Below are 12,028 nucleotides of genomic sequence, written 5' to 3' on the forward strand. Positions count from 1 at the left end.
GGGAAGGGGTGACTTAGGGTTTGCATCGCTACCGGCGATCCGGCACTTGCGAGGTAATGACCGGCTTGGGGCCGGAACCCGGTTATCCGCTATCAGGATGAAACGGCAGTACCGCCCGAGCGCCGCAGCTAGGCAGGTTAGATGTGTACATTTGGGATAAAACAGATGACAGCCAGCAGCGTTCAAAATGTTTTCGCGACTGAGCGCATTGCTGCGCGGACTGGTGAAGCTTTACCGCCTGCCTATCACCGAATTGATGATCGCACGATCTCGTCGACATAGGTCTGCAGTGCCTTCTTCACGGTTTCACGCGGGCCGGTCATCGCTGTTTCTACCGGAGTGAGTCGGTTTGATTGGCCGTCTCGTTCGCCTGCTGCCTCACTGCATCTATCAGGTCTCGTGTCGCCTGAGCGACCTTGGCAACGGGTAGTCGATGAACGCAGTACACGCCGCCCGGATTGCCGGGCTTGCACAAATCGGGCGCAATGCACTGGCAAGGCAACGGCGGCTCAACGGTGCGGTGAAGCACCCCAAGAGGTCCCCAGATGTCGGGTGGCGTGAGGCCATAAAGGCCCACAACCGGCGTTCCGACTGACGCAGCCAGGTGCATTGGGCCGCTCTCGTTTCCCAGAAAGATAAATGCATCCGCAAGCAAAGCAGTTAATGTTTCAAGCGAGATCTTACCAACAACGCTCGCCAATGGTGACGCTGCCATGTCCAAGATTGTCTGCGCGGTTGGGCCTTCATTAGGTCCACCAACCAGTAGTGACCGCAGGCCCGTCGCGGCATAAACCTCGTCGATTATTGCAGCGAACCGTTCAGGTTGCCAACACCGCCCTTCGAACCTTGCTCCAGCGTGCACAGCGACGAAAGCTTTTACAGCCAGCTTGCTTTGCGCCAGAACCTGGGTAGACGCGCTTCGCCCAACCGGTGTGGGTTCAAGCCTCGGCGTCACTTCGCGTAATTCTATCCCAAGGGCTTCAAGCGGGGACAAATATCGGTACAAATAGTGCGCGCCTCCACGACCAAAGGTTTCAGCAAATATATTAGCAGGCTGACCTTCCCAAAACTTCAGGGGCTTTTCCGGGGGGTTGTACCCAACGCGCAGCGGAGCGCTGATTGACCTGTGCAATATCCTTGACGTCTTCGAGTCAGTTACATCAATGGTGAGATCGAATTTTCGGCGACGGAGGTCAGCGACCAGGCTTGAATATTCCTTCATCCGCTGAAGCAGACTTCTACCAGCACTTCTACCGTCGAACCCGATGGCCACGTCCGCGATATTCTGGCTGATTACGAAGTCTCGCAGGCCAGGAGCGCAGAGCATGGCTATCGCAGCGTTTGGGTAAGCGAGGCGCAAATTTCGTACGAGCACCGAGGTCAGAATGATGTCCCCGATGTACTTCGTCTGAATAACGAGAATGGACTTGATAGCCTGCCGATCAACCATCGAGCTATTCAGCACACCAACCTCCTGAAGGGCGGGTAATGTTGGTCGTTGGTCGGTTCGCATCTCCGAGAAATGGATATCTCATCGGAGCTAGATCATCTTTGCTATAGCGTTCGGGACAGCCCATGTTGCAAGCTCCCCTAAGAAGCACTCGTCATGGCATCTGTCCCTGCCACAAGGGCAATCCAGTTTCCGCAGCGAAGTCCCTATCCTCTGCGTAGATTGGCTCGCCTCTACTCACTACCAGGCGAAGCAAATCCGCATCTTCGTCGGCATGATATCGAAAGGCATTTCGGGTGTCGTATCCATGCCCAGCCTGGGACAGGGAAAACCCGCTGACTACAACAGGGGCGAAACCGGCGAAACGCGTCAACATGATCGCGAAGGCTCCGGTGGAGATTTTCCGGTGCCAGCCGCGGGACACATGATATGTGCCGCTAAGCCGCCAGACGATGTTGGCAAGTTGCCATTTGGTGAGCGCCTGCAAGGTATCAAAACCATAATTGAAGGTGCGACAACCAGCTTTCAGCTTGTCTTCAACGTCCGGCCAAACCGGTACGATCAGATGTTTCGCCTGCCGTCCCTTTAACAAGTCGCGCTTGTAGAAGTCCTGTTCGCTCGCACCGACTAAAATGCCGCGGCGGATGACGGCGATATCAGGAAGGCGGAGGCCGAACGTTTCCGCCAAAAGCTGGGAAGCATTGACGGTCACAAGTGCCCAATCGACACCATGTCCCTCCGGGAGGCGAAAATTCGGCGCCGACCCCATCACCAAGGCGGGACCCGTGACCCTGGGCAACCGAAGAGTTGGCTTTGAGAAGATTGGCAAGAAATCCAAAAGCGGAGTTTTCATGCGGGAACCTGAACGGCATGTTCCTCAAACGCGCGCAGAATGCTCTCTTCTCGCCTCCACAATTCGTCCCATTGCGTGGTGCCGGACCAGCCCGCAAACCAAGGGCCGCCGAGCGTGTAGTGCGCCAGCGAGACATCGGCGGGATCGAGTTCCGAAGCCGAAGCCCCTACGAGGTAGTTCCATGCCAGAGGCAATTCCCCGATCTCGTGGTCCTCAAGCCATTTGAAGGCGTGGAGGTCACGTCCAGGCCACGTATTGAGCATCTCGTTGGTCAGCCGTCTGTTGGAGGGATGATCTAGATTCCACAAAACGACCGACGACCAGTTTTTGCGGCGATAGAACGTCTGCATTTGTCCGTCCATCTTGACCGCTTCGGATTCGCGTTGCTGGTGCTTAACCGCCATAATCGCGTAGGAAGGATCGACTAGATCGAGCAGCTTGGCTGGATCCTTCAGAAACAGGACATCACAATCGCAGAACATGGCCCAGCCGCCTTGCCTTATAAACGGAACGGCAAAGCGCGATATGGCAAACTCTGTCGCCATCGGTGCTTCGGAAATCGGGCACCAGAGCTTACCATCCCGTACCACCATAGGTCGCTTCATAATTCCTTGGGCTTCAAGGTCTTTGAGCACCAATGGTAGGATCTGCAACGGCGTGCTTGTCCGCCGATAAGCGCTCCATCGCGCTACGTCTAGAACGCGGGATTCCCGTGGATCATAGCCGATGTAGATTGGTATCATGCCGCAACCCCATAATTGTGCAAATTTACTCGAATTAAGCAGGGAATCACTGCAAGCGGAAGACCGAAGTAAAGCGGATCACCTGGTCACGGTGGCGACCGTGCACGGTGATCGGCACCAAATGCGCTATCGGAAAAGATCTCGGGAGAAGCGGGCCACGGCCTCTTCCCCGTCCTTGGTGTACCAAGGGCAAATCGTAGTGTTCGGCATTGCGCGTCCCTTTCAATCTGAGGTCAGCGTTCCGCGCTTGTTCCTACCCTCTGAAGTAGGTCGCCAACTGTTTTTCTCCACCTTGCGGAAGAAAGTCGGCAGAAGCAGCTATCCACTCCGCGTCGGAGCCCAAAATATCTTGACAGAACCCGGCCGCGGCTTGGCCGAGCCCGATCGTGTCTACCGGCTGTGGAACCTTGGCCCTGCAACGCTTTACGAGCGGGAACTAAGGACAAGTCGACATCACACATGGGTCACGGCTAGGTGCGGTCCTGGCGCACCCGTCACATCTGATGCGTCGTCACTAACGTCCGCTTTTCGGCGGCGGCACAGCTGACTTCGATAATCGAGATGAGGCGCAAAGCGGCCGTCCAACCGTAGAGTTATGGACGTCTCTCTCGGGTCATTCGGGACGGCAGGCACTGACCGATGCCGGTTTCCCACCTCACCCGTAACACCCCCGCTCCACCGCCAACCTCTTTACCAACCCCAGCACCCCATCGATAGCTGGCGTTGGCTTGCCCGTCAGCCGGCCAAGCTCCTGCACCGCGCCCACCAGCGCGTCGATCTCCATCGGTCGGCCGCGTTCCAGATCCTGCAGCATCGAGGTCTTGTGTTCACCGACGTCGCCGGCGCCCTTGATGCGGCGGTCGACGTCGATGGGGAAGCGCACGCCCAGGCTTTCGCCGATTGCTTGCGCTTCCAGCATCATGGTGCGGGCGAGCTGGCGGGTGCCCTCGTCGGCGACGATCGCGGCCAGCGTCGAGCCGGTCAGCGCCGAGATCGGGTTGAAGGAGAGATTGCCCCACAGTTTTACCCAGATCTCGCCGCGGATGTCGTCGCGCACCGGCGCCTGCAGCCCGGCCTTGACCATCTCCCCGGCCAGGAGTGTGGCCCGTTCGCTCCTCTCGCCCGAGGGTTCGCCGAGCGAGAAGCGCCTGCCTTCGACATGGCGGATCAGGCCGGGCGCGTCGACCTCGACGGCGGGGTAGACCACCGCGCCGATGACGCGCTGCGGGCCGAGCCGCTCCCAAATCGAGCCGCCGGGGTCGACCTGATGCAGCCTGGTGCCTTCGAGCGCGCCGCCGGCCTTGTAGAAATACCACCAGGGAACACCGTTCTGCATGGTGACGACCGATGTGTTCTCCCCAAGCAGCGGCGCGATCTGGTCGAGCGCGGGCGCGACGGAATGCGCCTTCAGCGCCAGCACGACATAATCCTGCGCGCCAAGATCTTCCGCCTTGGCGACGGCGCGGACCGGGGCGGTCGTCTCCTTCCCGTCCTCGATCAGGCGCAGGCCATTTGCCTTGATTGCCTCGAGATGCGCGCCACGGGCGACGATCGACAGGTCGGTCCGGCCGGCGATGGCCAGCTTTGCCGCGAGATAGCCGCCGATGGCGCCGGCACCGAAGATGGTGATCTTCATCGTAGTGAGCCTTTGATTCTATGCATGTCGTTATCTCGGAACCGAGGGACGCTTCCAAGCGACATGCATTAGAGCCCGAGTTTGGCGGCGAGCCCAATGCGCTGCAGCTTGCCGGTCGCGCCCTTGGGGATCTCGTCCAGGATCAGCACCTTGCGCGGCACCTTGAAGTCGGCGAGCCGCATCGCGGCGTGGGCGCGGATTTCGCCCTCGGTTGCGCTCATGCCTTCGCGCAACACCACGGCCGCCGCCACCTCCTCGCCGAGCTTGTCATGCGGAATGGCGAAGGTCACCACCTGCGCCACCGCCGGGTGGTCCATCAGCACGTCGTCGACCTCAAGCGGCGAGATCTTCTCGCCGCCGCGATTGATGATCTCCTTCAGCCGGCCGGTGACCCTGAGATAGCCGTCAGCGTCGAGCACGCCCTGGTCGCCGGTGTGGAACCAGCCATGCGCGAAGGCGGTGGCGTTGGCGTCCGGGTTTTTCTCATAACCTGACGTGACATTGGGTCCGCGAATGACGATTTCGCCGGTCTCGCCGGCTTGCACCAGCCGGCCATCCGGCGTCATGACCGCCACTTCGGGGCCGCCGGCCGCACCGACGCTGCCCGGCTTGCGCAGGCCCGGCGGCAGCCGGTTCGACGCCATCTGGTGCGCGGCCTCGGTCATGCCATAGGATTCGATGACAGGGCAGCCGAAGGTCGCCTCGAGTTCGGCCATCACCTGCGCCGGCAGCGACGCCGAGGACGAGCGAATGAAGCGCGGGCGTGCCGCCGCCAGTGCTTCGGCATTGCGCGCCGCGCGCGTCAGGATCGCCTGGTGCATGGTCGGCACCGCCGTGTACCAGCTCGGTTTGGCGTCGCTCAGCCACTGGAAGAAGCGCAGCGCGTTGAAGCCCGGCGTGCAGTAGATGCTGCCGCCCGATGCCAGCGACGACAGCACCGCCGCGATCAGGCCGTGGATGTGGAACAGCGGCATGATGTTGAGGCAGCGGTCATCCGCCGTCAGGCCAAGCGTCGCGCCGATATGGCGGGCGGAGGCCGCGACATTGGCATGGCTGAGCGGCACCAGCTTGGGGCGTGAGGTGGTGCCGGAGGTGTGCAGCAAAAGCGCGATATCATCGTCACCAGCCATATCGGACGCCGCTTGCGGTCCGACCGCGGCACCCTCGATGATGAAAGTGCCGGCAGGCGCATCTGGCGGCACGATGAGGCGCAGCACGCGGATGCCGAGGCGATCGGCAACGGTCACAGCCGGGCCGGCTTCATCGACTCCGACAAGGATCGCCTTGGCACCGATGTCGGTCAGGTAGAAATTGAGCTCGTCGGCCCGGTAGGCGGGGTTGAGCGGCGCCGTCGAGGCGGTGGCCGCCACGGCGACGAAAGCCGTCGCCATCTCCGGCCCGTTCGGCAGCACGATCGCCACCCTGTCGCCCCGGCCGATGCCGAGCGCGTGCAGCTGTGTGGCCGTGGCGGCGATCAGCGCGCGCAGGCCGCCATGGGTGAGCGTGGGTCTGTCAGGAGCGAGGATTGCCGGCGCGGCATCGGCGCCGGCGACGAGGCGGCGGGAGAGGTCTGTGTGGGTCTGGGTCATGGTCACCGGCTATGTTTCAGACGAGTGCTTGTGAAAGTCCAGTCGACGTTGGCGCCGCCCCCGCTCCGTCTCGGCTTCGCCGAGCCACCTCTCCCACGTTGTGGGGGAGAGGAAACCACGGCTTTCAAAGGTTGCGACCAATCATCCTGCCGTAAACCTCAATATCCCAGCGCCATCCCGTCCTTGCGCGGGTCCGATGCCCCCGTCAGCGTTCCCTTGTCCCAGTCGATCAGCACCGCCTGGCCGCCGCCGAGCGGATGGTGCGGCTCGGTGATGGCATGGCCGCGCCGGCGCAGGCCTTCGATCGCCTCGGCGGGCACGTTGCGCTCGGCCTCCACCATGCCGTCATTGTAGAACACGCGCGGCGCGTCGAGCGCCTGCTGCGGGTCCATGCCGAAATCGATCACGTTGGTCAAAAGATGGACATGGCCGAACGGCTGGTAGCCGCCGCCCATGACGCCGAACGGCATCACCACGCGGCCGTTTTTGGTCGCCATGCCTGGCATGATCGTGTGCATCGGCCGCTTGCCGGGCGCGATGGCGTTGGGGTGCGCCGCGTCGAGGCGGAAGCTCGAGCCGCGGTTCTGCAGCACCACGCCGGTCTTCGGGCCGACGACGCCGCTGCCGAAGGAATAATAGGTCGAGTTGATGAAGGAGACCGCGTTGCGGTCGCGGTCGACGATCGAGATGTAGACCGTGTCGCTGCCGGGCAACTGGATGTCAGGCAGATGGGTCATGGCGCGCTCGCGGTCGATCTCGGCGCGCAGCCGCTCGGCATGGGCGGCCGACAGAAGCTCTCTCACGGGCACCGGGACACGGTCCTGGTCGCCGACGAAACGGTCGCGGTCGCGATAGGCCAGCCGCCCGGCCTCGATCTCCAGATGCAGGCGCTCGGCGCCGTTGGGGTTGAGCCCGCCGAGCTTGAAGCCCGACAGCACGTTCAGCATCATCAGCGCCGTCAGGCCCTGGTTGTTCGGCGGCATCTGGTGAATCTCATGACCGCCATAGCTGACGCTGACCGGCGCCACATAGTCGCCCCTAGTCGCGGCGAAATCCTCATGCGAATGCAGCCCGCCCAATTCGTTGAGCCGGCGCACCATGTCGTCGGCGACCGCGCCTTCGTAGAATCCGGCGCGGCCGTGCTTGGCGATTATCCGCAAGGTGGCGGCCAGCTCCGGCTGCTTGTGCACGTCGCCGGCCTTCGGCGCGGCGCCGCCGGGCAGGAAGATGCGGGCCGCGTGCTCGTCGGCGGAAAGATCGGTCTCCGGGTCGGCCCAGTCGAAGGCGACGCGGTCGTGCACGACATAGCCATTCTCGGCATAGTGGATCGCCGGCGCCAGCACCTCGGTCAGGCTCTTGCTGCCATGGTCCTCGAGCAGCCGGCACCAGGCGTCGATGGCGCCCGGCACGGTCACCGCATGCGGTCCCTGCTTGGGAAGCTCGCTAAAACCCTTGTCGCGATACCAGTCGACGGTCGCGGCCGCCGGCGCCCGGCCGGAGCCGTTGAAGGCCAGCACCTTGCTTTGTCCCTTGGGGCAGTAGAGGACAAAGCAATCGCCGCCTATGCCGGTCGATTGCGGCTCGACCACGCCCTGCACGGCGGCCGCACAGATGGCGGCATCCATGGCGTTGCCGCCGGCGCGCAGCATCTCGATGGCCGCCAGCGTCGAGAGCGGGTGCGATGTCGCGGCAATCGCTTCCGTGGCACGAACCGGCGAGCGGCCGGGAAACTGGAAATCACGCATCTGGTCTGGATATCCCTAGGGTCACTTGAAGCGAATGGGTCCGATGAAATCAATGCCGGCGGCCGAAGATCTGCGCCAGCGACAACAGCAGGACCGAGAGCACGATCAGGCAGGTCGAGATGGCGGCGATGGTCGGGTCGATCTGGTCGCGCAGCGCGTTGAACATGCGGCGCGTCAAGGTGGTGGTCTCGCCGCCCGAGATGAACAGCGAGACGACAACTTCGTCGAAGGAGGTGATGAAGGCAAACAGCGCCCCCGAGACGATCGAGAAGCGGATCTGCGGCATCGTCACCTGCCAGAAGGCAGCGATGCGTCCCGCACCCAGGCTGCGCGCCACGCGCTCCTGGTTCATGTCGTAGGAGCGCAGGCCCGACAGCACGGTCAGCACCACCAGCGGCAGCGCCTGCACCGTATGCGCGATGACCAGGCCGGTCAGCGTGTTGTTGAGGCCGATGCGCGCATAGAGGAAGAAGGTGCCGATGCCGATCAGGATCACCGGGATGATCAGCGACGCCGTGAGCAGCGCGTTGATGGTGCCGTTGAAGCGCAGCGTACCCCTGTTGATGGCGTAGGCCGCGGCGGTGCCGAGCGGCGTCGCCACCAGCGCGGTCATGACAGCGACCTTCACCGACACGATGGTGGCGTCACGCCATTCCAGCGACTGGAAATAGCTTTCGTACCAGCGCAGCGACCATTGCTGCGGCGGGAATTGCAGCAGCGTCGAATCCGAAAACGACATGATGACGATGATGACCGACGGCGCGATCAGGAACAACAGCACGAGGCCGCCGAGGCCGTAGAGCCACAGGCGTTGCCGGTGCGAGATCGGCAGGCCGATATCTCCGCTCATCGCGAACTCCATACGCCGGTGGCGCGCGCGCCGAGCAGCCACTGGAACAGGCCCAGAAGCGCGAGCGTGACCACCAGCAGCACCACGCCGAGTGCCGCACCCGCACCCCAGTTGGAATAGAGGCTGGTGGTCTGTTCCATGCGCATCGCCCACATCACCACCTTGCCGCCGCCCATCAGCGCCGGCGTGACGAAGAAGCCGAGGCACAGCACGAAGACGATGACCACGCCCGAGGCGAGGCCGGGCAGCGACAGCGGAAAGAAGATCTGCCTAAAGGTCGCGGCCGGGCCGGCGCCGAGGTTCATGCCGGCGCGCAGGCAGTCGGTGTCGATGGTCTTCATCGAGGCGTAGAGCGGCAAAACAAGAAACGGCAGCAATATGTGCGTCATGCCGATGACCACGCCTGAAAAATTATTGGCCAGCGACAGCGGCTGGCTGATCACGCCGAGGTCGATCAGCCAGCTGTTGATCAGGCCCTTGCGCTGCAGGATCACCAGCCAGGCATAGGTGCGCACCAGAACCGATGTCCAGAACGGCAGGATGACGAAGATCAGGCAGATCGAGGCGGCCCGGCGCGGCAGTTGCGACAGCATGTAGGCCAGGGGATAGCCCAGCAGCACGCAGGCGCCGGTAACGATGAAGGCGACCTTGAAGGTGGTGATGAAGGTCCTGATGTAGGAGGCCTGCTCGAAGAAGCGTGCGTAGTTGGCGGCGCTGAAGGCGCCGGTCTCGTCGAACAGCGACAGCCAGAACAGCCAGCCGATCGGCACGATGATGATGGCACAGACAAGGAACAGGCTCGGCGCCAGCAACGCCAGCAGCCGCAGTGACTCCCGCCGCGCATCGGCGCGTAGCTCTTGCGCGTTCAGATCCTGCCTCGCCGGGCCGGCGATCTCTTTCAGCAGGGCGGATTGCGCGCTCATCCCTCGGCCGCCACCAGGATCGTGTCCTTCGTATCGAGGCCGAGCGTGATCGGCTGGCCGGGCGCCGGCATTCTGGCCAGCACATCGCTGCGGCAATAATCGCGCAACGTCAGCTGGCGGCCGTCACTCAGGCTGGCATAGCAGACGAAACTGTCGCCCTGGTAGATGATATCGCTGACCGTCGCATCGAGCACATTGATGTCGGTCGACGGCTCGTCCGCGGTGACCAGCCGCAACTTCTCCGGTCGCACCACCATCAGATGCCGACCCGCCGGCGGTGTCGGTGCGCCGGTCTGGATTCGCCTGTCCTGATACCAGACCGACCCGTTGCGGCACTCGACGGGAATGAAATTCGATTCGCCGATGAAACCGGCCACGAATTGCGTCTTCGGCGCGACATAGAGGGTTTCGGGCTTGTCGAGCTGTTCGATGCGGCCAGCGTTCATCACGGCAATACGGTCCGACATGGTGATGGCTTCGCGCTGGTCGTGCGTGACATAGACCGTCGTCATGCCAAGACGGCGATGAAGCGCGCGCAATTCGATCTGCATATGCTCGCGCAGACCCTTGTCGAGCGCCGACAGCGGTTCGTCCATCAAGACGATGCGCGGCTCGAAGACGATGGCGCGCGCCAGGGCCACGCGCTGGCGCTGACCGCCGGAGAGCTGGTCGACGCGGCGCTCGCCCAAGCCCTGCAGCTTCACCAGCTCCAGCGCCTTCTCCACGCGCTGCGCCGTCTCGGCTGCCGCGACGCCGCGCTGCTTCAGTGGAAAGGCGATGTTGTGGAAGACATCCATATGCGGAAACAGCGCATAGTTCTGGAATACCATGCCGATGTTGCGCCTGTGCGGCGGCGTGGTGATGATCTCGTCGCCGCCGACCTTGATGCTCCCGCCATTGGCTCTGACGAAACCGGCCAGGATCATCAGCAGCGTCGTCTTCCCCGATCCGGAAGGCCCGAGCAGCGTCAGGAACTCGCCGGCTTCGACATCGAGATTCAGGTCGCGCAACACCGGCACGCTGCCAAATCGTTTCTCGATCCGGCGCATGCTGATCGGCAGCGCGGATGGTGCAATGGACAAGATCGTTTTCTCCTGGGCGGAGACTGAAGGAGCGGGGCGGCGTTTGCGCCGCCCCGCAATGTCAGGGTTCCGGCCTATTGGATCAGATTGTTGAACTTTTCCGTCGCCTCGACGAGGGTGTCGCGCCAGAACTCGGCATCCTGCAACACCTGCTTCTTGACGTTTTCGGGCGCCGAGTTGATGTCCTTGATCCGCTCGGGCGGGATCTTGCCGGTCTCGAAAGCCTTCTCGTTCACCGGCCCATTGTCGACATAGAGCGGCAGATTGGCCTGCAGCTGCGGGCTGACGAACATCGCCAGCGCCTTCATCGCCGCTTCCTTGTTCTTGGCGCCTTTGGGGATGATCATGCAGTCGGCGGTGAGCACGCCCTGGTCGAACGAGAAGCTGACGGGCGCGCCTGCCTTCTTCAGGGTGCCGGCACGGCCGTTCCAGATGCTCGCCATGTCGACTTCGCCATCCTTCACCAGTTGCATGGCCTGGGCGCCGGAGGTCCACCAGGCGTCGACATGGCCACGGATCTTGTCGACCGATTTCAGCGCGCCGTCGATGTCGACGGGATAGACCTTGTCGATCGGCAGGCCGGAGGCGAGTGCGGCGACGCTCAGCGTCTCCGTCGCCTGGCTGCTGCTCAGCGCGCGCCGTCCCGGAAACTTCTCCACGTTCCAGAAGTCGGCCCAGGTCTTCGGGCCCTTGTCGCCGAAGACGTCGGTCCGATAGATCAGCACGACGGAGGTGTAGGAAATGCCGACCCAGTCGTCATGCACCAGCTTGGGGTTGATGCCGCTCTTGTCGATGATGCCGTAATCCAGCTTTTCGAACAGCCCTTCCTTGGAGCCGCGCGCGCATTCGTCGGCGCCCAGCTCGGTGATGTCCCATTTGACGGCATTGCCGGTCACCTGCAGGCGCACGTCGTCGAGGCCGTTGGTGGTGTCTTCCTTGATGGTGATGCCGAGCGCATCGGCGGTCGGCTTGAAGAAGGCCTTGGTTTCCGCTTCCTGATAGGTGCCGCCCCACGAGGCGACGGTGATGGTGTCGGCGGCGAGGGCAGGCACTGCCGCGGAGGCAATGAGGCCGGCTATCGCGAAAGTTCTAAAGTTCCTGTTCATTTCGGTTCTCCGACCGGTGTTCCCATTTGTTTTTGATTTGGCATGCGATTT

General features: G+C 62.7%; 10 protein-coding genes. All 10 read right to left on the reverse strand.

All coding sequences use genetic code 11. The features are described 5' to 3' along the window. Window positions 1–331: 331 nt before the first annotated feature. The 10 genes from FJ492_RS26785 to FJ492_RS26830 all read right to left on the reverse strand — a co-directional run bounded on the left by FJ492_RS26785 (window position 332) and on the right by FJ492_RS26830 (window position 11,977). Entirely contained in the window at window positions 332–1,465 is a 1,134-nt protein-coding gene (locus FJ492_RS26785) for a glycosyltransferase family 9 protein (protein WP_246676137.1), read from the reverse strand. Window positions 1,466–1,604: 139 nt separating this feature from the next. Then, entirely contained in the window at window positions 1,605–2,303 is a 699-nt protein-coding gene (locus FJ492_RS26790; RefSeq protein ID WP_140718552.1) for a hypothetical protein, read from the reverse strand. Beyond that, window positions 2,300–2,938, reverse strand: coding sequence for a hypothetical protein (locus tag FJ492_RS26795; protein WP_246676138.1), 639 nt, complete (start codon window positions 2,936–2,938; stop codon window positions 2,300–2,302). Before FJ492_RS26795 ends, FJ492_RS26790 begins: the two co-directional genes overlap by 4 nt. A gap of 763 nt (window positions 2,939–3,701) precedes the next feature. Further along, entirely contained in the window at window positions 3,702–4,682 is a 981-nt protein-coding gene (locus tag FJ492_RS26800; protein ID WP_140773247.1) for a 2-dehydropantoate 2-reductase, read from the reverse strand. A 68-nt stretch (window positions 4,683–4,750) separates the two neighbouring features. Then, on the reverse strand, window positions 4,751–6,271 hold the full coding sequence (locus FJ492_RS26805) for an acyl--CoA ligase (protein WP_181166766.1): 1,521 nt from the start codon (window positions 6,269–6,271) through the stop codon (window positions 4,751–4,753). A 158-nt stretch (window positions 6,272–6,429) separates the two neighbouring features. Next, on the reverse strand, window positions 6,430–8,016 hold the full coding sequence (gene ggt, locus FJ492_RS26810; protein ID WP_140773251.1) for a gamma-glutamyltransferase: 1,587 nt from the start codon (window positions 8,014–8,016) through the stop codon (window positions 6,430–6,432). 49 nt (window positions 8,017–8,065) lie between these two features. Then, window positions 8,066–8,866 carry an ABC transporter permease gene (locus tag FJ492_RS26815; protein ID WP_140752601.1) on the reverse strand — a complete coding sequence of 267 codons (801 nt, stop codon included), beginning with the start codon at window positions 8,864–8,866 and terminating at the stop codon, window positions 8,066–8,068. Further along, window positions 8,863–9,789, reverse strand: a complete 927-nt coding sequence (locus tag FJ492_RS26820) for an ABC transporter permease (protein WP_140509669.1) — start codon at window positions 9,787–9,789, stop codon at window positions 8,863–8,865. Before FJ492_RS26820 ends, FJ492_RS26815 begins: the two co-directional genes overlap by 4 nt. Beyond that, the gene (locus FJ492_RS26825) at window positions 9,786–10,871 is read right to left on the reverse strand and encodes an ABC transporter ATP-binding protein (protein WP_140773254.1); all 1,086 of its coding nucleotides are present in this window, start codon (window positions 10,869–10,871) and stop codon (window positions 9,786–9,788) included. The genes FJ492_RS26820 and FJ492_RS26825 overlap by 4 nt, the downstream gene beginning before the upstream one ends. 74 nt (window positions 10,872–10,945) lie before the next feature. After that, window positions 10,946–11,977 (reverse strand): ABC transporter substrate-binding protein, encoded by a 1,032-nt coding sequence (locus FJ492_RS26830; RefSeq protein ID WP_140773256.1) that lies wholly within the window; start codon window positions 11,975–11,977, stop codon window positions 10,946–10,948. Window positions 11,978–12,028: the final 51 nt, after the last annotated feature.

Origin of the sequence: Mesorhizobium sp. B2-5-4 (genome assembly GCF_006441095.1) — a bacterium.
Lineage (GTDB): Bacteria > Pseudomonadota > Alphaproteobacteria > Rhizobiales > Rhizobiaceae > Mesorhizobium > Mesorhizobium salmacidum.